This is a genomic window from Streptomyces paludis (genome assembly GCF_003344965.1).
GTDB lineage: Bacteria > Actinomycetota > Actinomycetes > Streptomycetales > Streptomycetaceae > Streptomyces > Streptomyces paludis.
This window is the reverse complement of the sequence record NZ_CP031194.1, coordinates 457,098-483,613: the sequence shown is the minus strand read 5'-3', so window position 1 is coordinate 483,613 and position 26,516 is coordinate 457,098. Positions and strand designations below refer to the sequence as shown.

31 protein-coding genes and 1 riboswitch are annotated in these 26,516 nt (G+C 71.8%); of the genes, 18 read left to right on the top strand and 13 right to left on the bottom strand.

Annotation, left to right across the window (positions count from 1 at the left end):
* Nucleotides 1-8: 8 nt before the first annotated feature.
* Nucleotides 9-875, bottom strand: a complete 867-nt coding sequence (locus tag DVK44_RS02045) for a helix-turn-helix domain-containing protein (protein ID WP_114658037.1) — start codon at nt 873-875, stop codon at nt 9-11.
* Nucleotides 876-1,130: 255 nt separating this feature from the next.
* Here DVK44_RS02045 and DVK44_RS02040 point away from each other — a divergent pair, with 255 nt between their 5' ends.
* Nucleotides 1,131-1,574 carry an ATP-binding protein gene (locus DVK44_RS02040; RefSeq protein WP_114658036.1) on the top strand — a complete coding sequence of 148 codons (444 nt, stop codon included), beginning with the start codon at nt 1,131-1,133 and terminating at the stop codon, nt 1,572-1,574.
* A 106-nt stretch (nt 1,575-1,680) separates the two neighbouring features.
* On the opposite strand, the gene DVK44_RS02035 is transcribed toward DVK44_RS02040, so the two are convergent.
* Complete coding sequence (locus DVK44_RS02035; protein ID WP_114658035.1) at nt 1,681-2,154, bottom strand: C40 family peptidase; 474 nt, start codon at nt 2,152-2,154, stop codon at nt 1,681-1,683.
* Between the two features lie 3 nt (nt 2,155-2,157).
* A riboswitch (cyclic di-AMP (ydaO/yuaA leader) is annotated at nt 2,158-2,349 on the bottom strand.
* A gap of 367 nt (nt 2,350-2,716) precedes the next feature.
* The gene (locus DVK44_RS02030) at nt 2,717-3,346 is read right to left on the bottom strand and encodes an ATP-dependent Clp protease proteolytic subunit (protein ID WP_114658034.1); all 630 of its coding nucleotides are present in this window, start codon (nt 3,344-3,346) and stop codon (nt 2,717-2,719) included.
* 168 nt (nt 3,347-3,514) lie between these two features.
* Here DVK44_RS02030 and DVK44_RS02025 point away from each other — a divergent pair, with 168 nt between their 5' ends.
* The 8 genes from DVK44_RS02025 to DVK44_RS01990 all read left to right on the top strand — a co-directional run bounded on the left by DVK44_RS02025 (nt 3,515) and on the right by DVK44_RS01990 (nt 10,567).
* Complete coding sequence (locus DVK44_RS02025) at nt 3,515-3,802, top strand: type II toxin-antitoxin system Phd/YefM family antitoxin (protein WP_114658033.1); 288 nt, start codon at nt 3,515-3,517, stop codon at nt 3,800-3,802.
* A gap of 299 nt (nt 3,803-4,101) precedes the next feature.
* Complete coding sequence (locus DVK44_RS02020; protein WP_114658032.1) at nt 4,102-4,404, top strand: urease subunit gamma; 303 nt, start codon at nt 4,102-4,104, stop codon at nt 4,402-4,404.
* Between the two features lie 17 nt (nt 4,405-4,421).
* Entirely contained in the window at nt 4,422-4,733 is a 312-nt protein-coding gene (locus tag DVK44_RS02015; protein WP_114658031.1) for an urease subunit beta, read from the top strand.
* Nucleotides 4,726-6,480 (top strand): urease subunit alpha, encoded by a 1,755-nt coding sequence (locus tag DVK44_RS02010; protein WP_114658030.1) that lies wholly within the window; start codon nt 4,726-4,728, stop codon nt 6,478-6,480. Before DVK44_RS02015 ends, DVK44_RS02010 begins: the two co-directional genes overlap by 8 nt.
* On the top strand, nt 6,480-7,202 hold the full coding sequence (locus tag DVK44_RS02005; RefSeq protein ID WP_114658029.1) for an urease accessory protein UreF: 723 nt from the start codon (nt 6,480-6,482) through the stop codon (nt 7,200-7,202). Before DVK44_RS02010 ends, DVK44_RS02005 begins: the two co-directional genes overlap by 1 nt.
* Before the next feature lie 43 nt (nt 7,203-7,245).
* Entirely contained in the window at nt 7,246-7,923 is a 678-nt protein-coding gene (gene ureG / locus DVK44_RS02000) for an urease accessory protein UreG (RefSeq protein ID WP_114658028.1), read from the top strand.
* A complete protein-coding gene (locus DVK44_RS01995; RefSeq protein ID WP_114658027.1) occupies nt 7,920-8,699 on the top strand; it encodes an urease accessory protein UreD in 780 nt (259 codons plus the stop codon). Before ureG ends, DVK44_RS01995 begins: the two co-directional genes overlap by 4 nt.
* Nucleotides 8,700-8,923: 224 nt before the next feature.
* Nucleotides 8,924-10,567 carry an alpha/beta hydrolase gene (locus DVK44_RS01990; protein ID WP_228446952.1) on the top strand — a complete coding sequence of 548 codons (1,644 nt, stop codon included), beginning with the start codon at nt 8,924-8,926 and terminating at the stop codon, nt 10,565-10,567.
* A 53-nt stretch (nt 10,568-10,620) separates the two neighbouring features.
* Here DVK44_RS01990 and DVK44_RS01985 read toward each other — a convergent pair whose 3' ends face one another.
* Nucleotides 10,621-11,655, bottom strand: a complete 1,035-nt coding sequence (locus tag DVK44_RS01985; RefSeq protein WP_114664842.1) for an NAD-dependent epimerase/dehydratase family protein — start codon at nt 11,653-11,655, stop codon at nt 10,621-10,623.
* Nucleotides 11,656-11,966: 311 nt separating this feature from the next.
* Here DVK44_RS01985 and DVK44_RS01980 point away from each other — a divergent pair, with 311 nt between their 5' ends.
* The 5 genes from DVK44_RS01980 to DVK44_RS01965 all read left to right on the top strand — a co-directional run bounded on the left by DVK44_RS01980 (nt 11,967) and on the right by DVK44_RS01965 (nt 14,245).
* Entirely contained in the window at nt 11,967-12,455 is a 489-nt protein-coding gene (locus DVK44_RS01980; RefSeq protein ID WP_114658025.1) for an Asp23/Gls24 family envelope stress response protein, read from the top strand.
* A gap of 83 nt (nt 12,456-12,538) precedes the next feature.
* A complete protein-coding gene (locus DVK44_RS36640; protein WP_181957382.1) occupies nt 12,539-12,715 on the top strand; it encodes a hypothetical protein in 177 nt (58 codons plus the stop codon).
* Nucleotides 12,716-12,720: 5 nt separating this feature from the next.
* On the top strand, nt 12,721-13,140 hold the full coding sequence (locus DVK44_RS01975; RefSeq protein ID WP_114658024.1) for an Asp23/Gls24 family envelope stress response protein: 420 nt from the start codon (nt 12,721-12,723) through the stop codon (nt 13,138-13,140).
* Nucleotides 13,137-13,673 carry a DUF6286 domain-containing protein gene (locus DVK44_RS01970; protein ID WP_114658023.1) on the top strand — a complete coding sequence of 179 codons (537 nt, stop codon included), beginning with the start codon at nt 13,137-13,139 and terminating at the stop codon, nt 13,671-13,673. Before DVK44_RS01975 ends, DVK44_RS01970 begins: the two co-directional genes overlap by 4 nt.
* Nucleotides 13,670-14,245 (top strand): alkaline shock response membrane anchor protein AmaP, encoded by a 576-nt coding sequence (locus tag DVK44_RS01965; RefSeq protein ID WP_114658022.1) that lies wholly within the window; start codon nt 13,670-13,672, stop codon nt 14,243-14,245. Before DVK44_RS01970 ends, DVK44_RS01965 begins: the two co-directional genes overlap by 4 nt.
* Nucleotides 14,246-14,267: 22 nt before the next feature.
* Here the strand turns inward: DVK44_RS01965 and DVK44_RS01960 are convergent, their stop codons facing one another.
* The gene (locus DVK44_RS01960; RefSeq protein ID WP_114658021.1) at nt 14,268-14,789 is read right to left on the bottom strand and encodes a hypothetical protein; all 522 of its coding nucleotides are present in this window, start codon (nt 14,787-14,789) and stop codon (nt 14,268-14,270) included.
* A gap of 72 nt (nt 14,790-14,861) precedes the next feature.
* On the opposite strand from DVK44_RS01960, the gene eno reads away from it, so the two are divergent.
* Nucleotides 14,862-16,178, top strand: a complete 1,317-nt coding sequence (gene eno, locus DVK44_RS01955; RefSeq protein WP_114658020.1) for a phosphopyruvate hydratase — start codon at nt 14,862-14,864, stop codon at nt 16,176-16,178.
* Nucleotides 16,179-16,277: 99 nt separating this feature from the next.
* Here the strand turns inward: eno and DVK44_RS36635 are convergent, their stop codons facing one another.
* The 5 genes from DVK44_RS36635 to DVK44_RS01935 all read right to left on the bottom strand — a co-directional run bounded on the left by DVK44_RS36635 (nt 16,278) and on the right by DVK44_RS01935 (nt 20,889).
* Nucleotides 16,278-16,436: a hypothetical protein gene (locus tag DVK44_RS36635; protein ID WP_181957381.1), complete on the bottom strand. Its 159-nt coding sequence runs from the start codon at nt 16,434-16,436 to the stop codon at nt 16,278-16,280.
* A gap of 61 nt (nt 16,437-16,497) precedes the next feature.
* Nucleotides 16,498-17,469 (bottom strand): cytochrome c oxidase assembly protein, encoded by a 972-nt coding sequence (locus DVK44_RS01950; RefSeq protein WP_114658019.1) that lies wholly within the window; start codon nt 17,467-17,469, stop codon nt 16,498-16,500.
* A 142-nt stretch (nt 17,470-17,611) separates the two neighbouring features.
* Nucleotides 17,612-18,637, bottom strand: a complete 1,026-nt coding sequence (locus DVK44_RS01945) for a 6-phosphofructokinase (RefSeq protein WP_114658018.1) — start codon at nt 18,635-18,637, stop codon at nt 17,612-17,614.
* Between the two features lie 235 nt (nt 18,638-18,872).
* On the bottom strand, nt 18,873-19,601 hold the full coding sequence (locus DVK44_RS01940) for a type 1 glutamine amidotransferase (protein WP_114658017.1): 729 nt from the start codon (nt 19,599-19,601) through the stop codon (nt 18,873-18,875).
* A gap of 49 nt (nt 19,602-19,650) precedes the next feature.
* On the bottom strand, nt 19,651-20,889 hold the full coding sequence (locus DVK44_RS01935) for a Mur ligase family protein (RefSeq protein ID WP_114658016.1): 1,239 nt from the start codon (nt 20,887-20,889) through the stop codon (nt 19,651-19,653).
* A gap of 115 nt (nt 20,890-21,004) precedes the next feature.
* Here DVK44_RS01935 and def point away from each other — a divergent pair, with 115 nt between their 5' ends.
* Entirely contained in the window at nt 21,005-21,565 is a 561-nt protein-coding gene (def, locus tag DVK44_RS01930) for a peptide deformylase (protein ID WP_114664841.1), read from the top strand.
* A 63-nt stretch (nt 21,566-21,628) separates the two neighbouring features.
* Here def and DVK44_RS01925 read toward each other — a convergent pair whose 3' ends face one another.
* A complete protein-coding gene (locus tag DVK44_RS01925; RefSeq protein WP_114658015.1) occupies nt 21,629-22,285 on the bottom strand; it encodes a TetR family transcriptional regulator in 657 nt (218 codons plus the stop codon).
* 191 nt (nt 22,286-22,476) lie between these two features.
* Here DVK44_RS01925 and DVK44_RS01920 point away from each other — a divergent pair, with 191 nt between their 5' ends.
* Nucleotides 22,477-23,721 carry an acyl-CoA dehydrogenase family protein gene (locus DVK44_RS01920; protein WP_114658014.1) on the top strand — a complete coding sequence of 415 codons (1,245 nt, stop codon included), beginning with the start codon at nt 22,477-22,479 and terminating at the stop codon, nt 23,719-23,721.
* A 47-nt stretch (nt 23,722-23,768) separates the two neighbouring features.
* Here DVK44_RS01920 and DVK44_RS01915 read toward each other — a convergent pair whose 3' ends face one another.
* Nucleotides 23,769-24,257 carry a glutathione peroxidase gene (locus DVK44_RS01915; RefSeq protein WP_114658013.1) on the bottom strand — a complete coding sequence of 163 codons (489 nt, stop codon included), beginning with the start codon at nt 24,255-24,257 and terminating at the stop codon, nt 23,769-23,771.
* A 123-nt stretch (nt 24,258-24,380) separates the two neighbouring features.
* Here DVK44_RS01915 and DVK44_RS01910 point away from each other — a divergent pair, with 123 nt between their 5' ends.
* On the top strand, nt 24,381-24,593 hold the full coding sequence (locus DVK44_RS01910; protein ID WP_114627035.1) for a DUF6011 domain-containing protein: 213 nt from the start codon (nt 24,381-24,383) through the stop codon (nt 24,591-24,593).
* A 105-nt stretch (nt 24,594-24,698) separates the two neighbouring features.
* On the opposite strand, the gene DVK44_RS01905 is transcribed toward DVK44_RS01910, so the two are convergent.
* On the bottom strand, nt 24,699-26,504 hold the full coding sequence (locus DVK44_RS01905) for an FAD-binding dehydrogenase (protein WP_114658012.1): 1,806 nt from the start codon (nt 26,502-26,504) through the stop codon (nt 24,699-24,701).
* Between the last annotated feature and the right edge of the window lie 12 nt (nt 26,505-26,516).

Here is a 26,516-nt window from a genome sequence, read left to right as displayed (position 1 = left end):
CTGCCTCCCTACGGGACGGTGCCGATTCCGGCACCGATTCCGGCGATGAGATCGAGTGAATCCGCTGTCGAGAGGGCATGTCCGCGCATGGTCGTGAACGCGGCGCGGTATGCCTCCAGGTCTTCTTTCCGCTCCAGAAAGAGGCTATTCGTCAAATGGTCGAGAACGACCAAATCCAGATCAGCGATGTTCGGAAAAGTGAAAATAACGAAAGGCCCGGCGAGTCCGACATAGCCGCCGACAGTGAACGGCAGCACCTGGAGGCACACATGGGGAAGCCGGGCCAGCTCCGCCAGCCGTCGTAACTGCTCTCTCATCACCTCGGGCCCGCCCACCTGCCGCCGGAGCACCGCCTCGTCGAGTACGGCGTGCAGCCGCAGCGGTGTCGCGGACCGCAGGACGGCCTGACGGGCGAGCCGCACCTCGACCAGGGCGTCCACGGTCGACGCCGGCAGCCCGTCCAGCGCCGCCCGGGTCACCGCGCGGGCGTAGCCGGGCGTCTGGAGCAGCCCCGGCACCACCGAGGTCTCCAGGGTGTGCGCGGTGCTCGCCTGGGACTCCAGGCTGATGAAGTCCCGGTATCCCGTCGGGATCGCGCCGCCGTACGCCTCCCACCAGCCGGGTCCGCCGCCGGTCCGCTCCGCCAGGGAGCTGAGCAGCGAGCGCAGATGGGGATCGCCCAGCCCCAGCGCGTCGAAGAGCACGGTCAGATCCCCGGCCTTCACACCGCTGACGCCGGTCTCGATCCGGCTCACCTTCGACTGGTGCCAGCCGAGCAGCCGCGCGGTCTCCCCGCTCGTCAGCCCCGCCTCCCGGCGCAGCCGCCGCAATTCCTCGCCGAGCTTGCGCCGCCGTACCAGTGGAATATGCCGCATGGCCGAATCCTCTCGCCGTCCGTTTTCCGCGCACCGGTGCGCGACGGCGGAGAAGGTATCTTTTCCGCGCCCGAATACGGTCTCGCGTTGCAGAGTTCACCGCTTTGAGCGACAGATATATGCAGATCTCTGCGGATCGGGCCGTGGCGCGGTGCGATCGGTGGCAGGCTGGCGGCGAAGCGGAGTCCGAGGCCGTCCGCGCAGTCATCCGTTCTGTGGCGGAGTGCGGTCCGGTGCGAAAGGGACGGCATCGTCATGGCAGACCATCAGGAAGCATCCATCACACTGCCGAGCGATCCCGCGTCGGTACCCACGGCGCGAAGATATGTGGAGGATCTGCTGACCGGGTGGGGGCTGCCCGGCGAAGCGGAGACCGCCGACACGGTCCGGCTGATCGTCTCGGAACTGGCGACCAACGCCGTGCAGCACACCTTCGGCCAGTCGCCCACGTTCACCGTGGAGGTCCGGCTGGAGCGCGAGGAGCGGCTGCGCGTCGGGGTCACCGACAGCCATCCGCGCTGGCCGCAACGGCTGCCGGCGGCCGTGCAGCAGGACAACGGCCGGGGCATGGTGATCATCCGCTCGCTGACCGCCGAGTGCGGCGGGCGGCTCTCCATCACCCCGACGGCGGAGGGGGGCAAGACCGTCTGGATCGCGCTGCCCTGGACCGTACCGGCCGACCGGAGCTGCCGGAACTGAGGGACGGGACCGGCCGGGCCCTGGCCGGCCCCGCCCCTCGGCTCAACCGCTCGCACCGCTCAACCGGGTGCGCCGCTCAACGGCCGGCGCCGCTCGACCGCCCCGCTCAGCCCACGCGTCCGTACCAGACGCTCTTGGACCAGATCTTCTCCAGCCGTACCACCGCTCCGGTCTTCGGCGAGTGCCAGATCTTGCCGGAACCCGCGTAGATGCCCACGTGGTAGACGTTGCTCCCCGAGTGGAAGAACACGAGATCACCCTTGCGCCGCTTGGCGGAGGAGATGTGCGACGTCTTGTTGTACTGCTGCTGCGCGGTGCGCGGGAGCTTCTTGCCGGCCTTCTTGAACGAGTAGACCGTCAGCCCGGAGCAGTCGAACCGGGACGGTCCGGTGGCTCCGTACTTGTACGGTGCGCCCTTCTTCGACGCGGCGACCTTCAGCGCCTTGACGGCGTGGGTGGCCGCCTGGGCCTCGGGCGCGGCGCCCGGTGCGAGCACCGAGCCGCCGACCGCGGCGAGCGTGAGGACCGAAACGGCACCGGTCCGGGAAAGCAAGGACGGGACATATGTCTGCGCAGTCATGCGCAACCCTTCGTCAGCCGCCTGTGAAGGATGACCTGTCGGGTTCGGGCTGGCGAAGTTGCCCGGCCGCGGAGCCCTGTCGAGACAGATCCCACGGCTTCACCCCAAGGGACGACCACGACGTGCGTCGTCCCGTACTGCTTGGGTCCTCCACTCCTGCCGATCCACTCCTGTCGACTCAGACATCCGGAACGGCGGCAGGACTCGGCGTCCGCCCGGATCGCCCCGCCGGGGGTGGCGGGGGCTTGTCGTCCCAGGGATCTTGACCCAAGGAGGAGCGGATTTCCGAGCTGAAACGACGATATGTGAACTTCCTCACGGCTGACCCAAAGGGGTGGCAAAGGGGTTTTTCGTATCGGAGCCGGGGGCGCCGATGAGGTCGGCACCTGCGGGGAAATGAGGCCGCGTCATACGCCTCCGGGCGCCCTGCGCAACTCGACTCCCCGGCTGTGTCCAGCGGGTTCGTCCCCTGAACGGGTGAGGCGTTCCCGTACGGACGCGTCCGTACGGGAACGCCTCACGCCCCCTCACATCCGTTGCGACCGGGGATACGTTGGCCCGTTCATCGGCTCCGGAGCGCCGAGGTCTTCCGGCTCTCGATCACGTGATCGATCAGTCCGAACGCTTTCGCCGCGGGAGCGTCGAAGACCGTGTCGCGGTCGATGCTCGCGGCGATCGTCTCCGGGCTCTGTCCGGTGTGCCGGACGAGCATCGACGCGAGCAGCTCCCGCTGCCGCAGCAACTCCTCGGCGTGGATCGCCAGATCGGACGGCTGGCCCATGACCGTCTCCTCGGTGGCCGGCTGCTGGAGGACGAACCGGGCCCCCGGCAGCGCCATCCGCTTGCCCGGCGTCCCGGCGGCCAGCAGAACGGCGGCGGTCGAGGCGGCCTGGCCTAGACAGGTCGTCTCCACTTCGCAGCGGACGAGCTGCATGGTGTCGTAGATCGCGGTCAGGGCGCTGATCGAACCGCCGGGCGAGTTGATGTAGACGCGGATGTCGCGGTCGGGCGCGTCGTATTCGAGATGGACGAACTGGGCGATCACGTCGTTGGCCGCGGTCTCGTCGACGGGGGTGCCGAGAAAGATGATCCGGTCCTCGAAGAGCTTGGAGTACGGATCGAGGGTCCGGCTCCCGTTGGTGGTCCGCTCGGTGAACTCGGGCAGGACATGGCGGGCGGAAGGGCGGTTCATGGCAGACCTCTCCTCGTGCGCGGCCGTCCGGTAAAAATGTACAGGACGTACAGAACGTTATAGCGGGAAGCCGGCCGGGGAGTGCGGGTCGCGGCGAGGCGAGGGACTGTTTCCGGCCACCCGGCCCTTTTTCTGTGGCGCGGAAACGGCGCCGAATAGGCTGGGGGCATGGCCTACGAGATTCCGGTGACGCAAGCCCGGGCAGAGCTAGCCGATCTGATCAATCGCGTCGTCTACGGCGGCGAGCGCGTCGTCGTGACCCGGCACGGCAAGCCGCTCGTCGCGCTGGTCTCCGCCGCCGACCTGGAGCGGCTGGAGGCGGGGGCGGACACGGCGCCGGAGGAGGAGCAGGTGATCAGCTCCGTCTCGGCGCTCGGCTCGGCGCCGTCCTCGGCCGGGGGCGCGGGCGAGCGGCGGCGCTTCGGCATCGCGGCCGAGCACGCGCCCGACGTATGACTTCCCGGCGTATGACCTCGCGTATGCGTGCGTACGCCGCCGTATACGAGAGCGGCCCGCACCTGCCGCCGTACGGGCGGAGAGGGGCCGGGCGCGGCCGTCGTCACCCCGGTTCCCGGCGCATGCCGACGCCGGGCGGCGGCCGCGCGGGCAGTTAACGTGCTGGAAAAACTTCCGTCCTAACGTGCGACGCGTGCGACGCCCACGCTGTTCAACATTCTGTTGAATGGGGCTAGGCTCGCGCCGCGCCCGGATCGTCACCGGGCCGGAGCCGATCCGGAGGACGATGAGGTGGAAGCGTGCAACTGACACCGCACGAGCGGGAACGTCTGCTCATCCATGTGGCCGCGGACGTGGCCGCCCGGCGCCGGGCGCGTGGGCTGCGGCTCAACCACCCCGAGGCCGTCGCCCTGATCACCGCGCATCTGCTCGAAGGCGCCAGGGACGGCCGTACGGTCGCCGAACTCATGGTGTCGGGGCGTGCGGTGCTCGGCCGTGACGACGTCATGGAGGGCATCCCCGAGATGATCCACGACGTGCAGGTGGAGGCCACCTTCCCGGACGGCACCAAGCTCGTCACCGTCCACGATCCGATCGTCTGACGGGGGAGCGCGCGCCGATGATTCCCGGAGAGATCCTGTACGCCGAGGAGCCGGTCGTCCTCAACGAGGGCCGCGAGGTCACCTCGCTGACCGTGCTCAACACCGCCGACCGGCCCGTCCAGGTCGGCTCGCACTACCACTTCGCCGAGACCAACCCCGGTCTGGAGTTCGACCGCGCCGCCGCCCGCGGCAAGCGGCTGCACATCGCGGCCGGTACGTCCGTACGGTTCGAGCCGGGCGTCCCCGTCGCCGTCGCCCTTGTCCCGCTGGCCGGAGCGCGGGTCGTGCCGGGTCTGCGCGGAGAGACCGGAGGTCCCCTCGATGACTGAACCGACCGAAGGCTTCCCGGCCGCGCCGCTGACGCTCTCCCGCGCGCGGTACGCCGATCTCTTCGGCCCCACCACCGGTGACCGGATCCGGCTCGCGGACACCGCCCTGCTCGTCGAGATCGAGGAGGACCGCTCCGGCGGCCCCGGACTCGCCGGGGACGAGGCGGTGTTCGGCGGCGGCAAGGTGATCCGCGAGTCGATGGGACAGTCCCGTACGACCCGCGCCGAGGGCGCGCCCGACACCGTGATCACCGGCGCCGTGATCATCGACCACTGGGGCATCGTCAAGGCCGATGTCGGGATCAGGGACGGCCGGATCACCGGCATCGGCAAGGCCGGCAACCCCGACACCATGGACGGGGTCCATCCCGACCTGGTGATCGGGCCCGAGACCGAGATCATCGCGGGCAACGGACGGATCCTCACCGCGGGCGCCGTCGACGCCCATGTCCACTTCATCTCGCCGACCATCGTCGACCAGGCCCTGTCGTCCGGTGTCACCACCCTCGTCGGCGGGGGCACCGGACCGGCGGAGGGCACGAAGGCCACCACCATCACCCCGGGCTCCTGGCACCTCGCCCGGATGTTCGAGGCGCTGGAGACCTTCCCCGTCAATATCGGGCTGCTCGGCAAGGGCAACACGATGTCGCGCGACGCGATGCACGCCCAACTCCGCCACGGCGCACTCGGGTTCAAGATCCATGAGGACTGGGGCGCCACTCCCGCCGTCATCGACGCCTGTCTGCGGGTCTGCGAGGAGAGCGGCGCCCAGCTCGCCATCCACACCGACACACTGAACGAGGCCGGTTTCGTCGGTGACACCCTCGCCGCCGTCGCCGGGCGCACCCTGCACGCGTACCACACCGAGGGCGCGGGCGGCGGCCACGCGCCGGACATCATCACGGTCGTCTCCGAGCCGTACATCCTGCCCAGCTCCACCAACCCGACCCGGCCGCACACCGTCAACACCATCGAGGAACACCTCGACATGCTGATGGTGTGCCACCACCTCAACCCGTCCGTGCCCGAGGATCTCGCCTTCGCGGAGTCCCGGATCCGGCCCTCCACCATCGCGGCCGAGGACATCCTGCACGACCTCGGCGCCATCTCGATCATCTCCTCGGACGCCCAGGCCATGGGGCGGGTCGGTGAGGTCATCATGCGGACCTGGCAGACCGCGCACGTGATGAAGAAGCGCCGGGGCGCCCTGCCGGGCGACGGCCGCGCGGACAACCACCGGGCCCGCCGCTACATCGCCAAATACACCATCAACCCCGCCGTCGCCCAGGGGCTCGACGGGGAGATCGGCTCCGTGGAGAGCGGCAAGCTCGCGGATCTGGTGCTCTGGGACCCGGCGTTCTTCGGCGTCAAGCCGCTGCTCGTCGTCAAGGGCGGCCAGATCGCCTATGCGCAGATGGGCGACGCCAACGCCTCCATCCCCACCCCCCAGCCGGTCATGCCGCGGCCGATGTTCGGCGCGCTCGGCCGGGCCGCCGCCGCCGGATCCCTCAACTTCGTCTCCGAGGCGGCCATCGAGGACGCGCTGCCCGAACGCCTCGGCCTCGCCAAGAAGTTCGTACCCATCCGCAGCACCCGGCGGCTCACCAAGGCGGACATGCGGGAGAACGACGCGCTGCCCCGCGTCGAGGTCGACGCCGACACCTTCACGGTGACGATCGACGGCGACCCGGTCGAGCCCGCGCCCGCCGCCGAACTCCCGCTGGCCCAGCGGTACTTCCTCTTCTGATGAACAGTCAGGAAAAGGGAGTGGGGGCGGCGTACGGCGGCGGTGGCGCCGGGCTCGCCGCCCTGCTCGTCCTCGCCGACGGACGCTTCCCGGCCGGCGGCCACGCCCACTCGGGCGGCGCCGAACCCGCCGTCAAGGCGGGCCGGATCCGGGACGCCGCCGGCCTCGCGGCCTTCTGCCGGGGCCGGCTGCACACCACCGGCCTCACCGCGGCGGCGCTCGCCGCCGCGGCGGCCGGCGGGCTCGACCCGCTCGTCCTCGACGAGGCGGCCGACGCCCGTACGCCGTCGCCCGCCCTCCGCGCCACCGCGCGCAAGCTCGGCCGCCAGCTGATGCGGGCCGCCCGGGCCACCTGGCCGAGCGCCGAGCTGACCGCCCTCGCCGCCGCCCGGCCGCGCGGCGCCCACCAGCCGGTGGTCCTCGGCCTCACCGCCCGCGCCGCCGGGCTCGCGCCCCGGGACGCGGCGTACTGCGCGCTGTACGAGACGGTCAGCGGCCCGGCCACCGCCACCGTACGGCTGCTCGGTCTCGACCCCTTCGAGGCCACCGCCGTACTCGCCCGGCTCGCCCCCGAGCTGGACGAGACCGCCGCCCGCGCCACCGAAGCGGCCGGGCGGGCCGCGTACGAGGGCACCGACGCGCTGCCCGCCGCCTCCGCGCCGCTGCTCGACATCGCCGCCGAGGCGCACGCGGCCTGGCCGGTCCGGCTCTTCGCCTCGTAACCCCCCAGCCCCCACCGGAGCCCAGCAGCCCAGGAGCCGCACCATGCATCTCGACCACAGCCACCCCGGCCCGGCCGCCGTCAGCGCCGACGCCGTACGCCCCGACGGCCGGCGGCGCGCCCTGCGCGTCGGGCTCGGCGGACCCGTCGGCTCCGGCAAGACCGCGACCGTCGCCGCGCTCTGCCGCGCCCTGCGCGACCGGCTCTCGCTCGCCGTCGTCACCAACGACATCTACACCCGCGAGGACGCCGCCTTCCTGCTCCGGCACGCCGTCCTGCCGCCGGAGCGCATCCAGGCCGTGGAGACGGGCGCCTGCCCGCACACCGCGATCCGCGACGACATCTCCGCCAACCTCGAAGCCGTGGAGGACCTGGAGGACGCCGTCGGACCGCTCGACCTGATCCTCGTGGAGTCCGGCGGCGACAATCTCACCGCCACCTTCTCCAAGGGGCTCGTGGACGCGCAGATCTTCGTCATCGACGTGGCGGGCGGCGACGACATCCCGCGCAAGGGCGGCCCCGGCGTCACCACCGCGGACCTTCTCGTGATCAACAAGACCGACCTCGCGCCGTACGTCGGCTCCGACCTCGGCCGGATGGCCCGCGACGCCAAGGAGCAGCGCGGCGAACTGCCCGTCGTCTTCACGTCCTTGAAGGCCGAGGACGGGGTCGCGCCCGTCACCGGCTGGGTGCTCGCCCGGCTCGCCGACTGGACGGCGTGAGCGTCCGCGCGACCGCCCGGATCGTCGCCACCCGCGCCGGGCTCCCGGTGCTGGCCGGCGAGGGCCCGCTGGCGGTACGCCGTACCCGCGCCGAAGGCCCCGGCAGCCGGGTCACCGTGGTCGGCGCGATGAGCGCGCCCCTCGGCGGGGACCGGCTCGCCATCGAGGCGGAGGTACGGGACGGCGCCCGGCTCACCGTGGACTCCGCCGCCGCGACCGTCGCCCTGCCCGGCCGCCGCGACGGCGCCGACGGACCCGCCCACTACGACGTACGGCTCACCGTCGGCCAGGACGCCGAGCTGAACTGGCTGCCGGAGCAGCTGATCTCGGCGTACGGCAGCGAGCTGCGTATGCGCACCCGTGTCGAACTCGCCGCCACCGCCCGGCTGGTGCTGCGCGAGGAGCAGATCCTCGGCCGGCACGGCGAGGAGCCGGGCACCCTCTTCAGCCGGCTCACCGTCCACCGCGCGGGACGCCCGCTGCTCGACCAGGAAGCCGCCCACGGCCCCGGCGCGCCCGGCGGCTGGGACGGCGGGGCGGTCCTCGGCGGACACCGGGCCGTCGGACAACTGCTCTGTGTCGCACCCGAGTTCGAGGAGAAGCCGCTGGCGCCCCGGATGCTGGGCGAGACCGCCGTGCTCACCCCGCTCGCCGGACCCGCCGTGCTGGTCACGGCGGTCGCGTCGAACGCGCTGCGGCTGCGGCACGTACTGGACGGGGTACGGGAGGAGCTGCGGCACGGCCGGTGGCACGCGGCGGCGGACGCGTACGGCTGAGGGATACCGTTCGGCCGTACCGTTCGGCCGTAACCGCTCAGCGGTACCGCGCTCCGACGGTTATGGGTTGGGTAAAGAATGGTTCGCCCGGTCTGTTCTCGGCCGCCCCACAGGCGCGAGGATCCGAGAACCGACCGAAACCGATCATCGCCAACCGGTCATCACCGAGCGATCATTGGAACGCGCCGCCATCAGCGGCGCACCACATTTGGGGGAGGAACGACGTGAGACGCTCCACAGCGCTCGGCGCCGCCGGCACTCTGATAGCGAGCACGCTCATCGCCGGCGCGATGGCGGCCCCGGCCGCGAACGCCGACGGCCGCACGGCCGCCCTGACGGGCCTGGCCCACGAGGCCGCGCGCACCGCGGCGGCCCAGGCCGCCGAGGCCCACGAGACGGCCGCCGCGGCCGCCGGTGTGGCGCTCGCCGCCGGCCGGGCCGAGCGGCAGGGCATCGACTGGCAGGACTGCCCGGCCGACTGGGGCCTGGAGAAGCCCATCCAGTGCGGCTGGGTGAAGGTCCCGCTCGACTACACGAAGCCCCACGGCAAGCAGATCAAGATCGCCGTGGACCGGATCGGCTCCACCGGCACCCCGGCCGAGCGCCAGGGCTCGCTGGTCTACAACCCGGGCGGCCCCGGCGGCTCGGGCCTCGCCTTCCCGCGCCGGGTCGTCACCAAGAACGCGATCTGGGCGGACGCGGCCAAGGCGTACGACTTCGTGGGCTTCGACCCGCGCGGCGTCAACCGCTCCGCGCCCATCTCCTGTGTCGACCCGCAGGAGTTCGTCAAGGCGCCCAAGGCCGACCCGGTCCCCGGCAGCGAGGCCGACAAGCGCGCCCAGCGCAAGCTGGCGGCCGAGTACGCGGCCGGCTGCAAGGAGCGCAGCGGCGAGATGCTGCCGCACATGACGACACCGAACACCGCCCGCGACCTCGATGTCATCCGGGCCGCCCTCGGCGACCGGAAGCTCAACTACGTGGGCGTCTCGTACGGCACATACCTCGGCGCGGTCTACGGCACGCTCTTCCCGACGCACGTACGGCGCATGGTCGTCGACAGCGTGGTCAACCCGTCGCGCGAGAAGATCTGGTACCAGTCCAACATGGACCAGAACGTCGCCTTCGAGACCCGGTTCCAGGACTGGATGGAGTGGGTCGCCGCCAACGACGCGACGTTCCACATCGGTGACACCGCCGCCAAGGTCGCCCAGCAGTGGGACGCCCTGCGCGCCGCCGCCAAGAAGGCGCCGCTCGGCGGGGTCGTCGGCCCCAACGAGCTGCTCGGTGTGTTCCAGAGCGCGCCGTACTACGACTCCGCGTGGATCCCCACCGCCACCCTCTGGAGCAAGTACCTCGCGGGTGACACCCAGCCGCTGATCGACGCCGGTTCGCCGGACCTCACCGACATCGCGGGCAACATCAAGTCGGAGAACGGCAACGCCGTCTACACCGCCGTCGAGTGCACCGACGCCAAGTGGCCCACCGACTGGAAGACCTGGGACCGGGACAGCACCCGCATCCACCGGGACCACCCCTTCCTGACCTGGTCCAACACCTGGATGAACCTGCCCTGCGCCACCTGGGGCGTCAAGCAGCGGACCCCGGTCGAGGTCAAGACCGGCAAGGGCCTGCCGCCCGTGCTGATCACCCAGTCCACCCGGGACGCCGCCACGCCGTACGCGGGCGCCGTCGAACTGCACAAGCGCTTCAAGGGCTCCCGTCTCATCACCGAGCGGGACGCAGGCTCGCACGGCATCACCAACCTCCTCAACCCGTGCGTCAACGACCGCGTCAAGGCGTATCTGCTGACGGGCGCGCTCGACAGCGACGACGTGACGTGCGCCCCGCACGCCACGCCCAAGCCGTAACCCGGTGACGGGGTTCTGACGTACGTACGCAGATCGCAGGGTGCGTGCGTACGTCAGACCTCGCCCCGGTCGTACGCCTCCAGCCAGGCGTCCTCTGCCTCGTACGGGAACAGCAGGTCCGCACCGTAATTGCGGACCATCTTCGGGAAGACATCCCGCCAGTCCCGCCCGCGCAGCTCCGCGACGAGCCACTCGACCGTCGCCGGCAGCGACTCGGCGTAGCCGGTGACCGGCCGGTACCCCAACTCCCGCTCGGCGGCCGTCATATCGAAGACGAGGGGAAACTCGATCGCCCACGGGTGCGTCCCCACCACACCGTCCGACGGCGGCCCCTCCACCAGGACGGTCTCGGTCTCCCGGCCCAGCACCGCGTCGATCTCCGCACCGATCTCCGCGACCGTCGGCGCCTGCGGATCCCCCGCGTTGAGCACCCGCGTCCCGGGCTGCCGCGCCGCCAGCCTGATCAGCTCGGCCACATTGGAGACATGCACCGGGTGGAAGCGGCTCCGGCCGCCGTACGCCAGCACCCGCCGCCGGCGGCCGTCCAGCGCCCGCTGGACGAAGTACAGCTCGCGCGGCGTGCGGCAGTACGGCCCGTACACCGCGCCCGCCCGCAGCAGCGTGACCGGCAGCACATCGGCCGCCGCCAGCAACTCCCGCTCCACCAGGGCCTTCGCCCGGGCGTACGTCGCGTCGCCGGGCGCCACCGTCCGCTGGGTCTCGGGGATCGGCACCGGATAGCGCGGTGAGCCGCCCGGCTCGCCGTTCGTCTCGAAGCCGCACCCCTCGTCGTCCTCGTACACCGCGCCGGTGGAGGCGACGACCGCCGAGCCGATCCGGTCCGCCAGTCCGACGATCTGGTGGGCGTGCTGACGCCCGAACGCCACCATGTCCACCAGCAGTTCGGCGCCGTCGCCCACCACGGCGGCCAGCGCCGCGTCGTCGTCCCGGTCCAGCCGTACGCTCCGTACCTCCTCCGGCCACCGCTCGTCCCGGCCGCCCCCGAGCGAGGCCGCGCACACCTCCCAGCCGTCCTCGGCGAGCGCCGCCACCGCGACCCGCCCGATCTGTCCCGTCGCTCCGATGATCACTGCCCTGCCTCTGTCCATACGGGCGACGCTAGGCGCGCGGTGCTCCCGGGCCCAGGGCCTTCCGCCGTCGGCGAATCCGCTCTCAGCGGCGGGGACATGGGAACCTGCCGTTCGCGGAGAGCGGAGTGCGGCCGACACCTTCATGTCATGTGATGCAGGTCACATTTATTCGTGCGTGACGATCCGTCGGGCACAGGGTCAATCAGGTGTGGGAGCGAGCGGGGAACCGCGAACTCCCGCACCGTAACGCGGCACACCGCACACCGCAGGGGCGCCCGGCGCCCACCGAACGGACCGAGGAGCACACCATGGCGAACGCCGTCACCACCGACAGCAAGGCCCCCGCGCACACCAACGACACCACCAACAACACCGCCACCACCTCCAGCAGCAGCCCGCTGGTCTCCGAGAAGGGCACGACCACGATCGCGGACACCGTCGTCCAGAAGATCGCCGGTCTCGCCGCCCGCGAAGTGACCGGTGTGTACGCGCTGGGCGGCGGCGCCGTACGGGCCTTCGGCGCGCTCCGCGAGCGCATCCCCGGCGCCTCCGCGAGCGTCGGCCAGGGCGTCTCGGTCGAGGTCGGCGAGCGCCAGGCGGCCGTGGACCTCCAGATCCTCGTCGAGTACGGCGTCTCGATCGCCGACCTGGCCCGCGCCGTCCGGCGCAATGTGATCGACGCGGTCGAGCAGATGACGGGCCTGGAGGTCGTCGAGGTCAACATCAACGTCAGCGACGTGCACATCCCGGGCGACGACGAGAGCGACGACCGGACCGACGCCGGCCGCGTGCGCTGAACGCACTCCGTACGCACCCGACGCTCCGTCCCGCCGCCGCCACCGGACCGACCGATCGACCCCCTCACCCTGGAGAAGTCTTTATGAGCAGTTCCCACACCGGCCTGCTGACCGGTCTGGTCCTCGGACTCGCCGCGGCGTTCGGCGGGTTCGGCGCCTTCCTCACCGTCCTCGTCCTCGGCTTCCTCGGACTGCTCGTCGGACTCCACCTCGACGGCCGGATCGACCTCGCCCAGCTCGTCGGCCGCGACAGGGGCTGATCGCGATGACCACCACCATGACGCCCCCGCACGCGGGGGAGCGCGGCGTGACCACCATCGCCGCGCACGCGGTCGAACGGCTCGCCGCCCACGCGGTCACCGAGGTCGACGGGACGGGCGGGGCCGCGGGGGCAGGCGGTACGGGCACATCCGGCGCCACGGGCGGATCCGGCACGTCCGTTGCGTCCGGCGCCCGGAAGCCCGGCCGCGCCGCCACCGTCAGCGCACGCGTCAAGGGCGGCGTCGCCTCGCTCGACGTCCGGCTCTCGGTGGTCTACCCGGCCTCCGTGGCCGGTACGACCGAGGCCGCGCGCGCCCATCTCATCGAGCGGGTCGGTGAGTTCACCGGACTGACGGTGTCCCGCGTGGACATCACCGTCACCGCGCTGCACAGCGACATCGCCGACGCCGGGAGGGTCCGGTGAAGCGCCGCCCGCGCCGCGCCCTGCCCGCCGCGCTGACCGCGCTGGCGCTGCTCGCCGGCTGTACGGTCGTCGCCGTCGTCGCCGTCCAGATGATCGCCGGACGGCCCGAGTGGATCAGCTACCACTCCGTCGCCGACGCGCTCCACGCCACCCGCTGGACCGATCCGGCACCCGCCGTCGCGGGCGCGGTCACGGCCCTGGCCGGGCTGCTCATGGTGGGGGCCGCGGTGCTCCCCGGCAGGCCGACCGTCCTGCCGCTGGCCGGTGCGCCCGGCACCCAGGACGCCGGCGCGGCCCGGCGCGGACTGCGCGGCACACTCCGGACCGCCGCCGCCGGGGTCGACGGGGTGAGCCGGGTCAGGGTGACACTGCGCCGCCGCCGGATCGCGGCCCGGGTGAGAACCGACCGTACGAACACCGAAGGGCTCGCCGACGCCGTCCGTACCGCCCTCGAACAGCGCCTCGACCGAATCGACCCGGCCGACCGCCCCACCGTGAAGGTCACCCTCCGCACCACCAGGAGCACGTCATGACCGGCCTCAACCGACCGGCCCGGCTCAACCGCGCGCTGCTGGCCCTGTTCGGTCTCCTCCTGCTCGCCGCGGGCGGCTTCGTCTGTGCCACCCACACCGGCCGCCTGACCGTCCTCGAACCGCGCGCGCCCCTTGTCCCGGGCACCGGCACCCCGCCCACCTGGGTGCTGTACGTGACGGCCGCCACCGCGACCCTCGTCGGTCTGCTCGCGCTGCGCTGGCTGGCCGCCCAGCTCGCGCGCCGGCCCAAGTCCCGTACCTGGCGCCTGGAACGGGACCCCGACCGCGGCCGTACGGAGCTGGCCGCGCGCACCGCCACGGAACCCTTCGCCGGGGAGGTCGCCACGTACGACGGTGTCCGGACCGCGCGGGCCACCCTCACCGGGACGCGCTGGAATCCGCTGCTCGTCCTGGTCGTCACCGTCGAGGAGGGCGCCGACACGGGCGCCGTCCGCGCGCGGCTCGACACGGAGGGCCTGCCCCGGCTGCGCGGGGCGCTCGACCTGGACGCCCTGCCGGTCACGGTGGAGTTCCGCTTCGCCGCGGTGGGCCCGGAGACCCGCGTCCACTGAGTCCGGTAGCTCCCCCGACTCCCTACCCGCAGCGGTTCTCCTCCACGGTCACGGAGAGCGTGATCTCGCCGTGGTCCGCCACCTTGTCCGGCTCCGGCGGTGACACGCGCAGGCAGTAGACGCTCGACACGTCCTCGGAGGTGATCTCGAAGTCCGAGGTCCCGGAGGCGGCCCGGTCCGTCCCGCTCTCGCCTCCGCTTCCGCTCCCGCTTTCGTCCGGTACGGGCGTGACCTTGAAACCGCCGCCCGAGGAGGGCGCCTCCCCGCTGTTCCGGATCGCCTCCCGGATCAGCGAATCGTAGGTGTTGACGAACCCCACCTGCTGCGGCTTCGCCTCCAGCGCCTCGGCCGCCTTGTGGACGCCCGCGCGCAACTCGCCCTCGCTCCACCTCGATCCGGCGAACAGCTGCCAGATCATCCCGAGCACGAGCACAACGGTGCCGAAGATCAGCCAGCGGCCCACCGGATTCCGTGTGCTGTAGACATAGCGGTTCGTCCCCCATTTGGAGCGGACGAAGATCGGCTCGTCATCATCTCCACGCATGGACCGAGCTTAATGCGTGGGGTATGTTCCGTAAATGAACAAAGCAACTCCGTCGCACGCTCGGGGAGAACCATGACCGCGATCACCCGCATCACCGGACGCGAGATCATCGACAGCCGGGGCAACCCGACCGTCGAGGTCGATATCGCCCTGGAGGACGGCTCGTTCGGCCGCGCCGCCGTCCCCTCCGGCGCCTCCACGGGGGAGCGCGAGGCGGTGGAACTGCGGGACGGAGACCCGGCGCGCTTCCACGGCAAGGGCGTCCGCCGCGCCGTCGACGCCGTCAACGGTGAGATCGCCGCCGCCGTGCGGGGCAGGGAGGCCGAGGACCAGGGCGGCCTCGACACCGCCCTGATCGGCCTCGACGGCACCGCCGACAAGGCCCGCCTCGGCGCGAACGCGCTGCTCGGTGTCTCGCTCGCCGTGGCCAAGGCAGCCGCCGCCGCCCACCGGCTGCCGCTGTACCGGTACGTCGGCAGTGTGGACGCGGCTCTGCTGCCCGTCCCGATGATGAACATCATCAACGGCGGGGCACACGCGGACAATCCGCTCGACTTCCAGGAGTTCATGATCGCGCCGGTCGGCGCGGCGAGCTTCGCCGAAGCCGTCCGGATGGGCTCCGAGGTCTTCCACACCCTCCGCCGCGACCTGCGCGCCGCGGGCCATCACACGGGCGTCGGTGACGAGGGCGGCTTCGCGCCCGAATTGCGCACCGCAGACGAGGCGTTGGAGTTCGTCGTCGCCGCGATCGAGCGCACCGGCTACCGGCCGGGCAGCGACTTCACCCTCGTCATGGACCCCGCGAGTTCCGAGTTCTACCGCGACGGTGAGTACGACTACACGGGCGAAGGGGTGCGCCGTACCCCGGAACAGCACGTGGACCACCTCGCCGGACTCGTCGCCCGTTACCCCGTCGCCTCCATCGAGGACCCCATGGCCGAGGACGACCTCGACGGCTGGCGGCTGCTCATGGCCCGGCTCGGCGACCGCTGCCAGCTCACCGGCGACGATGTCTTCTGCACCAACGAGGCGCTGCTGCGCGACGGTATCCGCGACGGCATCGCCAACTCCGTCCTGGTGAAGGTCAACCAGATCGGCACCCTCACCGAGACCCTGGCCACCGTCGCCACCGCCCACCGCGCCGGATACACCGTGGTCATGTCCCACCGTTCGGGCGAGACCGAGGACACGACCATCGCGGATCTCGCCGTCGCGACCGGCTGCGGCCAGATCAAGACCGGCTCGCTCTCCCGCTCCGACCGCACCGCCAAGTACAACCAGCTCATCCGGATCGAGGAGGAGCTTGGCGACCGGGCACGCTACGCGGGCCGCCGGGCGCTGGGGCTCCGTACCGACGCGGTGGCGGCGGCGGGGCCCGGCGCGCGGTGACCCACGATCTCCGGCCGTACGGAACCCACCGCCCCGCTGTTCCGTGCGGCCGGCCCCCGGGCGTACGGGCCGGCACCGCGCGGCGCCGGCCCGTACCGCTCAGTGTCCCCGCGCCGCCACCATGCCGATCGTGATGAGGCACAGCACCACCCAGCCGAACCAGAGCCAGCCATTGCTCCCGAGCGCCGCGGTGTAACCCGTCACCGCGACCAGCGCCGCGACGGTCATCACGCCCATCGTCTTCGTGGATCCGGACATACGCGTCCTCCTCCGGGCCGGGGCCGTGACACCCATCGTCGCCCGGGACACACGGTTCGCGCTACCGCCCCCGGGCCTGGAGCGAGGCCAGATAGGCGTTGTACTCCGCCAGCTCCTTGTCGCCGTCCCGGTCCGCCGCCCGGTCCGAGCGCTTCGCCTGCCGCTGCTCCGAGCGGTACCACTGGTGGACGAGCGCGACCAGGACCAGTACGGACGGGATCTCGCTGAACGCCCACGCGATCCCGCCCGCCGCGTTCTGGTCGGTCAGCGCGTCGATCCCCAGCGAGGACGGCGGATCGCGGTACGCGGCGACCATCGGCTCGCTCGCCATCATCAGCGCGATACCGAAGAAGGCGTGGAACGGCATCCCCGCGAACAGCTCCAGCATCCGCATCACATAGCCCGGCCGGTGCGGCCCCGGGTCCACCCCCATGATCGGCCAGAAGAACACCAGGCCGACCGCGAGGAAGTGCACCATCATCGCGATGTGCCCGGCCCGCGAGCCCATCAGGAAGTCGAAGATGGGGGTGAAGTACAGCCCGTACAGGCTCGCGATGAAGAGCGGGAGTGTGAAGGCGGGGTGCGTGACGATCCGCAGGTAGCGGCTGTGCAGCAGCGCGAGCAGCAGCTCACGGAGACCCTTGCGGGAGCGCCCGGCGGCGTCCCGGCCCGCCACCGGCAGCGCCCGCAGTGCCAGTGTCACCGGCGCGCCGAGCAGCACCAGGATGGGGGAGACCATGCTGATCACCATGTGCTGGACCATGTGCACACTGAACATGACCATGCCGTAGTCGTTGAGCGCGGTGCACATCATCAGCGCCACGGTCAGCACCCCGAGGACGAAGGCGACGGTCCGCCCCACCGGCCACGCGTCCCCGCGCCGGCGCAGCCGCACCACACCCCAGCCGTACAGCGCGAGCGCCAGCACACAGCCGACGAGGAAGAAGAGGTCGGGAGAGTACGCGAGCCCCCGCCCCAGCGTGAACGGCGGCAGATCCATGGTCATGCCGCCGCCGTGCCCGCCGTGATCCATCCGTGTACTCCCGAAGCGCTGTGGGGACGTCGGCGGGACGGCCCGGCCCGATTCGCGCCGGTTGTCCACACCTTGCCGCACCAGAGTAGATCCGCCCCCGGCCGCGCTCGCGACCGGGGGCGGATGGACGGAAGGTCCGGGATCAGAGCACGCACTCCGCCTCGGCGTAGCGCTCCGCCGGTACCGTCTTGAGCGTCTCCACGGCCGAGCCCAGCGGGACCATCACGATGTCCGTGCCGCGCAGCGCCGTCAGCATGCCGAACTCGCCGCGGTGGGCGGCCTCGACCGCGTGCCAGCCGAAGCGGGTGGCGAGGACCCGGTCGTACGCCGTGGGGGTGCCACCGCGCTGGACATGGCCGAGTATCACCGGCCTGGCCTCCTTGCCGAGCCGCTCCTCCAGCTCGATGGAGAGCTGCCGCGCCACACCCGCGAAGCGCTCGTGGCCGTACACGTCCGTGCCGCCCACGTCGAACTCCATCGAGCCCTCGCGCGGCTTCGCGCCCTCCGCGACCACCACGATCGCGAACCGCTTGCCCGCCGAGAAGCGTCGGCCGACCAGCTCGGTCAGCTCGTCCATGTCGAAGGGCCGCTCGGGCACCACGATCGCGTGGGCACCGGCCGCCATGCCGGAGTGCAGCGCGATCCAGCCGGTGTGCCGGCCCATGACCTCGACGATCAGCACCCGCTGGTGGGACTCGGCGGTGGTCTTCAGCCGGTCCAGCGCGTCGGTGGCGACCCCGACGGCCGTGTCGAAGCCGAAGGTGACATCGGTCGAGGCGATGTCGTTGTCGATGGTCTTCGGGACGCCCACGATGGGCAGCCCGGCCTCGGAGAGCAGATGGGCGGCCTTGAGGGTGCCCTCGCCGCCGATCGGGATGATCGCGTCGAGTCCCAGGTCCGCGACATGGCCCCGGGCCCGCTCCACACCGTCGCGCAGATGCGCGGGCTGTACCCGGGAGGAGCCCAGAATGGTGCCGCCGCGGGCCAGGATGCCGGCGACGGCGTCCAGGTCCAGCTTGCGGTAGTCGCACTCCAGGAGGCCCTTCCAGCCGTCGTGGAAGCCGATCACCTCGTCGCCGTGGTCGACGACGGCCCGGTGCACGACGGACCTGATCACGGCGTTGAGGCCGGGACAGTCGCCGCCTGAGGTGAGCACACCAATTCGCATAGCCCGGATTACCTTTGCAACGGGGGCCGACGGCCGGACACCGTCGTCCGGCCAGATCGCCGCCACCCTACCGGCGGGCGGCGCTCCGGCCGAACCCGGCGTCCGACTGCTGGACACCCGTCACGAAACCCGCTCCGACGGTCACACCCCCGCTCTGACGTGCACGATTCGCGTGCCGCGCCGGGCCGGCCGGGACGCGTGTACGTGCCGCGTCGGGCCGGCCGGGGCGTGTGCGTCAGGCCGGCTGGGTCGCCGCGGCGACGCGCTCGGCGCGCAGCGCCTCGTACCACCGGTCGTCGGTCGGCGGCAGCGCGTTGACGTCCAGCGCCAGCTTCAGCAGCAGGTCCGCGATCTGCGGGTTGCGCGCCATCACGGGACCGTGCATGTACGTGCCGAAGACGGTGCCGTTGTACGCGCCCTCCGTGCCGTCGCCCGTGCCGTTGCCCCGGCCGAGCCGGGTCCGGGCGAACGCGCGGGCCGTCGGGCCCAGATGCGTGATGCCCTGGTGGTTCTCGAACCCGGTGAGCTGCGGCAGGTTCAACTGCGGGTCGATGTCGGCCAGTACGTCACCGACACACCGCGCGCCCTCGCCGCGGGTCGAGACCACGTCGAGCAGCCCGAGACCGGCCTCGCGCTCACCCAGGTCGTTGATGAACTCGTGGCCCAGGATCTGGTAGCCCGCGCAGACCGAGAACACGATCGCGCCGTTGGCGACGGCCCGGCTGAGCCCGCCGTCCCGGCGCAGCCGCTCCGCCGCGAGCCGCTGCGGCCGGTCCTCACCGCCGCCGATCAGATAGATGTCGCCGGACGTCGGCACCGGCTGGTCGCTCCGTACGTCCACCCGGGTGACACCCAGACCGCGCTGCCGGGCGCGGCGCTCCACGACCAGGGCGTTTCCCTGGTCGCCGTACGTGCTCAGCAGGTCGGGGTAGATCCACACCAGCCGCAGGCTGTTGTCACTCATTCTCGCTCGTCCTCCAGAGGTCCGAGGGGTCCAGTTCTCCGGCACGGTCTCAGTTGCCCACTCGCTTGCGCAGATCCTGGAACGACGTGTAGTTGGCGATCGCCTCGATCCGTCCGGGCGGCGCCAGCTGCACGGCCTCGTCGGCCGTCTCGCAGACCCGGAAGTCCAGACCGGCCACTTCGAGGCGGACGGCGAGGTCCAGCTTGCGGTCGCCGATCACGAAGATCGGGTGGCCCGCCAGCCGGGTGTAGTCGACGTCCCACAGCCACGAGGTGTCCGTACCGTCCGCGCCCCGGGCGTTGACCGCGAGGATCACCGGGGTCGGCGGCGGGTCGATGAGCGAGAACGTCTCCAGCCAGCCCGCGGGGTTCTTCGCGAGCAGCAGCCGCAGATCGCGGCCGAGGAACGACACCACGTCGTACCGCCCGGCCACCGCCTGCACCCGGTACATCCGCTCCAGCGCCACCTGCGGGGGCACCCCGAACGTCGCCACGACGGCGGCGGACGTCGCCGCGTTCGCCTTGTTGGCGCGGCCCGGCAGCTGGAGGTGGATCGGCCAGGCCGAACCGTGCGGGTCCAGGACATGGTCGCCGTGGAGCGCCCAGCTCGGCGGCGGCCGGCGAAAGCCGCACTCACCGCAGAACCAGTCGTCGCCCGGGCGCTGCATCACACCACCGCAGGACGGGCAGGACCAGGCGTCGTCCTTCCACTCCTGGCCGGCCGCGACCCACACCACGTTGGGCGAGGAGGACGCGGCCCAGACGATCAGCGGGTCGTCCGCGTTCGCGATGACGACGGCCTTCGTGCCCGCCAGCCCCTCGCGCCACTTCTCCGCGAGCATCCGGGTCTCCGCGGCGCGGTCGAGCTGGTCGCGGGAGAGGTTGAGCAGCGCGATCGCCTTGGGCGTCGTGTCGCGCGCCACCCCGGCGAGATACTTCTCGTCGACCTCGATCACGCCGTACTTGGCGTCGGTGCCGCCCGCCAGGGCCGAGGTGATCCCGGCCGGCATGTTGGCGCCGAGCGCGTTCGACACGACGGGTCCCGCGGCGCCCAGGGCCTCGGCGATCAGCCGTGTGGTGGTGGTCTTCCCGTTGGTCGCCGACACGAGGATGACGTCGAGATGCTGCGCCAGCCGCCCCAGTAGATCGGGGTCGAGCCGGAGCGCCACCTTCCCGCCGATCACCGATCCGCTGCCGCGCCCAGCGGCGCGCGACACCGCCGCCGCGGCCTTGCCCGCCGTCACGGCCAGCTTGGCCCGCGGGGACAGCGGGTCCGTGTTGCCTGACATCGCCTTGATCCTCCTTGCGTCGGTCCGTGGGTCAGCCTATCGAGATCCGGCCAGGGGCCCGAACCGCGGCACCGGGCACAAGGCGAGGGTTGGTGTGGACCGTACCCTGAGCGGTATGCGAAACCGTTCGATCCCCGGCAGTTCCGGGCGGGTACGAGCCATCAGAAAGCTCGGAGATTCCGTTCTGCACACCCCTTGTGAGCCCGTCACCGACTTCGGTCCCGCCCTCGCGGAACTGATCGAGGACCTGTACGCGACGATGTACGCCGCCGGGGGTGTCGGCCTCGCGGCCAATCAGATCGGGGTGCCGCTGCGGGTGTTCGTGTACGACTGCCCGGACGACGAGGACCTCCGCCACCTCGGACATGTCGTCAACCCGGCGCCGGCCGTGACGGACGGCATCGTGCTGCGCGGCCCGGAGGGCTGTCTGTCGCTGCCGGGCATCGAGGCGGGCACCGAGCGGGCCGATCACGCGGTGGTGGAGGGCGTCACCCGGGACGGCGCGCCCGTACGGGTGGAGGGGACCGGCTTCTTCGCGCGCTGCCTCCAGCACGAGAGCGACCATCTGGCGGGCCTGGTCTACCCCGACCGGCTGACGGGCCGGCGGCGCGCCAAAGTGCTGCGGACGGCGGCGCGGGCGCCGTGGGCGGGCCAAGGGCCTGTGTGGGGTCCGTAGGGCCGTCCCGTCCCGTTCCTCCGCTGTCTCCACCTCTGAGATCCCGTACATGGCGGCGGCCGTTCAGAACCCGGGTCCGCCCGCGCGGTCGTCGACCGCCGCCAGCCGTCCCCACAGCAGATCCGCCAGGCTGCGCACCAACTGGGCCCGCGAGCAGGGGCGTTCGCCGAGCCACCAGTCGCCGGCGCCGTGCATCATGCCGACGATGCCATGGCCCCAGACGCGGGCGAGCCCCTCGGTGTCCGGGCCGAGGTCGACGCGTTCCGCGATGACCTGGGCCAGCTCCTCGCCCAGCCGGCGCAGCAGCGGGGCCGAGTGGCGGCCCACGTCGAAGCCCTGCTCCGGGCCGTGTTCGGGCGGCTGGGTGTCCTCCGCGGGGTGCATCAGGAAGCGGTACACCTGGGGCCGGGCCTCGATCGCGGCGAGGTACGTGTCGAGCGTGGCCTCGACGCGCTCGCGGCGCTCGGCCGGGGCGTCGAGCGCGGCCCGCAGCGCGTCCAGCAGGGCGTCGGTATGGCGTTTGGCGAGGGCCCGGTACAGTCCGCCCTTGTCACCGAAGTGCCGGTAGAGGATCGGCTTGGTGATTCCCGCCTCGGCGGCGATGGCGTTCATGGAGGCGTGCGGGCCGTCGCGGAGCACCACCCGGTCGGCGGCCTCCAGCAGCTGGCGGCGCCGCTGCCGGGCCGCGCGCTGCTGCTCGGCCTGCTGTGTGCTCTCCATAGGTGCGCTCTCCCCGCCCGTACGTCCGCCTCCCGTGGCGGCGACCGCGTTGCCCCACGTCCGGGCAACGTAACACCCCACCGGCCGTCAATGCTGATCGAAAGGTGGCTGGTTGACATCGCCTACTTGCGAGTAACAGACTGCTGTTACCGCAAGTAACATAATCTGTTCGACGCAGTGCTGGAGGGAACATGGCCGAGTTCACGCTCGATCTCAACGACGACCAGAAGCAGGTGCGCGACTGGCTGCACGGCTTCGCCGCGGACGTCATCCGTCCGGCCGCCGCCGAGTGGGACGAGCGTGAGGAGACCCCCTGGCCGGTCATCCAGGAAGCCGCCAAGGTCGGCATCTACTCGCTCGACTTCTACGCCCAGCAGTACTTCGACCCCACCGGACTCTCCATCCCGGTGGCCATGGAGGAGCTGTTCTGGGGTGACGCCGGCATCGCCCTGTCCATCGTCGGTACGGGCCTGGCGGCCGTCGGCGTCCTCGCCAACGGCACCGAGGAGCAGATCGGCACCTGGATCCCGCAGATGTACGGCACCCCCGACGATGTGAAGCTCGCCGCCTTCTGCTCGTCGGAGCCCGACGCCGGCTCCGACGTCTCCGCCATGCGCACCCGCGCGGTGTACGACGAGGCCAAGGACGAGTGGGTCCTCAACGGCACCAAGACCTGGGCGACCAACGGCGGGATAGCCAACGTCCATGTCGTGGTCGCCGTCGTCGACCCCGCGCTGGGCTCGAAGGGCCACGCCTCCTTCATCGTCCCGCCCGGCACCCCCGGACTCTCCCAGGGCCAGAAGTTCAAGAAGCACGGCATCCGCGCCTCGCACACCGCCGAGGTCGTCCTGGAGGGCGTCCGCGTACCCGGCCACTGTCTCCTCGGCGGAAAGCGGAAGCTGGACGAACGCCTCGCCCGCGCCCACGAGCGCGCCCGGTCGGCGGCGGCCGGCGCGGACGGCGGCGAACGCGTCAAGAACGCCGCCATGGCCACCTTCGAGGCATCGCGCCCGGCCGTCGGCGCCATGGCCGTCGGCACGGCCCGCGCCGCGTACGAGGTCGCCCTCGACTACGCGAAGACCCGCAGCCAGTTCGGCCGCCCCATCATCGACAACCAGGGCATCGCCTTCCAGCTCGCCGACATGCGCACCCGGATCGACGCCTCCCGGCTGCTGGTGTGGCGCGCCTCGTGGATGGCCGCCACGGGCAAGGCGTTCACCTCGGCGGAGGGCTCGATGTCCAAGCTCTACGCCAGCGAGACCGCCAAGCAGGTCACCGCCCAGGCCGTCCAGATACTCGGCGGCAACGGCTTCACCCGTGAGTACCCGGTCGAGCGCATGCACCGCGACGCCGCCATTTACACCATCTTCGAAGGGACGAGCGAGATCCAGCGCCTGGTCATCGCCCGTACCCTCTCGGGCATGCCGATCCGCTGATCCGCTGACCGGACCGCCGACCGGTGTGGCAGGCCGGTGCTCCGTGGTTACGCGGGCAGCTGGGCCTCGATCGCCGCGACGACCTCCGGGGCCTCCGGCTCCGTACGGGGGCGGATCCGGGCGACGACCTCGCCCCGCGGCGAGAGCAGGAACTTCTCGAAGTTCCACTGCACGTCCCCGGCCGCGCCCTCCGCGTCCGCCGCCTTCGTCAGCTCCGCGTACAGCGGGTGCCGCTCCGCGCCGTTCACGTCCGTCTTCTCCAGCAGCGGGAAGCTCACACCGTACGTGGCGGAGCAGAATGTCTGGATCTCCTCGGCGCTGCCGGGCTCCTGGCCGGCGAACTGGTTGGACGGCACGCCGAGAACGGTGAAGCCCCGGTCGCCGTAGCTCTTCTGGAGCCGCTCCAGACCGGCGTACTGCGGGGTGAGCCCGCACTTGGAGGCGACGTTCACGACGAGAACGGCCTTGCCCGCGTAGGCGGCCAGGGACGTGGGCTCACCGGTGAGGGTGCGCAGCGGAATGTCGTACAGAGCCATGGGGGATCTCCTCGGTTCCTGCGTTTTCCGGCGTATCACCTCTCATTGTGGACCCGCCGGTGATCGCGCCGGCGGGCGGGCTGATAGAGGTGGGGGGTGCACGCATCCCCGAACGCGCCCCGGCTGCCCGGCTCCGAACCCGAAGGCCCGGCCGAGCCCGGCGACGGCCCCGCCCGCCGCGAGGTGCGGTGCCGGCTCTGCGGCCGGCCGCTGCGGGGCACGGCCTCGCGCCGTACCGGCCTCGGTCCCGACTGCGACGCCAAGCTGCACCCGCCCGCGCCGGAGATCAGGACCCGGCGGCGCGAGGCCGACCAGGACCCGATCCCCGGCATCTGAGCGCCGTACGGCGTACGGAGCGGAGTACGGCGTACGTACGGCGCCGCCGCCCGGGGGCGGGCCGGGTGGCCACCCCGGGTCAGGTCGGGGTGGCCACCCGGGGCGTCAGGTCGCGGTGGCCGCGGCAGCGGCGCGTCCCGCCGCCCGGCCGGAGAACAGGCAGCCGCCCAGGAAGGTGCCCTCCAGCGACCGGTAGCCGTGCACTCCGCCACCGCCGAACCCCGAGACCTCACCGGCCGCGTACAGCCCCGGCACCGGCGCGCCCGCCGCGTCCAGCACCCGGCCCGACAGATCGGTCTGGAGCCCGCCGAGGGTCTTGCGGGTGAGGATGTTCAGCCGTACGGCGATCAGCGGGCCCGCGCCGGGGTCCATGATCTTGTGCAGCGACGCGGTACGGCTGAGGAAGTCCCCCGGATAGGCCAGCGCGTTGCGGATCCCCATGATCTGGGCGTCCTTCGTATACGGATTGACGGTCTCCCGGTCCCGGGCGTCGATCTGCCGCTTGAGAGCGGCCAGATCGATCAGGCCCGCGCCCGTCAGCCGGTTCATGCCCGCGACCAGCTCGGCCAGGGTGGTGGCGACGACGAAGTCGACCCCGTTCTTCTTGAACTTCTCGACCGGCTCCGGCGTCTGCCAGATGCGCGCGAGGGTCAGCGGGATGTTCTTGTTGGTGAGATCCGGGTTCTGCTCGGAGCCCGACAGCGCGAACTCCTTCGCCAGGATCTTCTGGGTCGTCACGAACCACGAGTAGTCGTACCCGGTGTCGGTGATCGCCTTGAGTGTGGAGAGTGTGTCGTAGCCGGGGAGATCGGGCGCGGCGAACCGCTTGCCCGTGGCGTCCAGCCAGAGCGACGAGGGGCCCGGCAGGATCCGGATGCCGTGCTTGTTCCAGATCGGGGCGTAGTTGCGCAGCCCCTCGGTGTAGTGCCACATCCGGTCGGGGTTGACGATACGGCCGCCCGCGCGCTCGGTGATCGCGAGCATCCGGCCGTCCACGTACTCCGGCACCCCGGTGATCATCTCCGCGGGCGGTGTGCCCAGCCGGGCCGGCCAGTTCCGCCGGATCAGGTCGTGGTTGGCGCCGATACCGCCCGACGTGACGATCACCACCGGCGCGCGCAGCTCGAAGTCCCCCACGACCGTACGCGAACTCCGCGTCCCGCGCGGGGCGTTGCTCGGCTCCAGGAGCGCGCCGCGCACCCCGGTGACGGCGCCGCCGGTCCGTACCAGCTCATCCACCCGGTGCCGGAACTTGAACGTCACCAGCCCCCGGGCCGCCGCCGCTCTGACCCGCTTCTCGAACGGCTCCATCACGGCCGGGCCGGTGCCCCAGGTGACATGGAAGCGCGGTACGGAGTTGCCGTGGCCGTCCGCCAGACCGCCGCCCCGCTCGGCCCAGCCCACGATCGGGAACCAGCGCACACCCTGCTGGTAGAGCCACGAACGCTTCTCGCCGGCCGCGAAGTCCACATACGCCTCGGCCCACTTGTAGGCCCAGTAGTCCTGGCCGCCCTTCTCACCGGTGCCCCGGTCGAAGCCGGCCGCGCCCTGCCAGTCCTGCCACGCCAGCTCGCGGGTGTCCTTGATGCCCATCAGCCGCTGCTCGGCCGAGTCGACGAGGAAGAGCCCGCCGAACGACCAGAACGCCTGCCCGCCCAGATTCGTCTCCGGCTCCTGGTCCAGCAGCAGCACCTTGCGCCCGGCGTCCGCCAGTTCCGCCGTCGCGACGAGTCCGGCCAGACCGCCGCCGACGACGATCACATCCGCGTCCGACGCCGCCGCCGAGGCGGCGAACGCCGGGGTCACCTGGGAGAGGACACTCGCACCGGCGATCACGCCGCCGGCCACACCACCGGCCACCGTCAGCGCGCGACGGCGGCTGAACAGGGCCGGATCTTCGGGCTTTTCCATCGGATGCCTTCC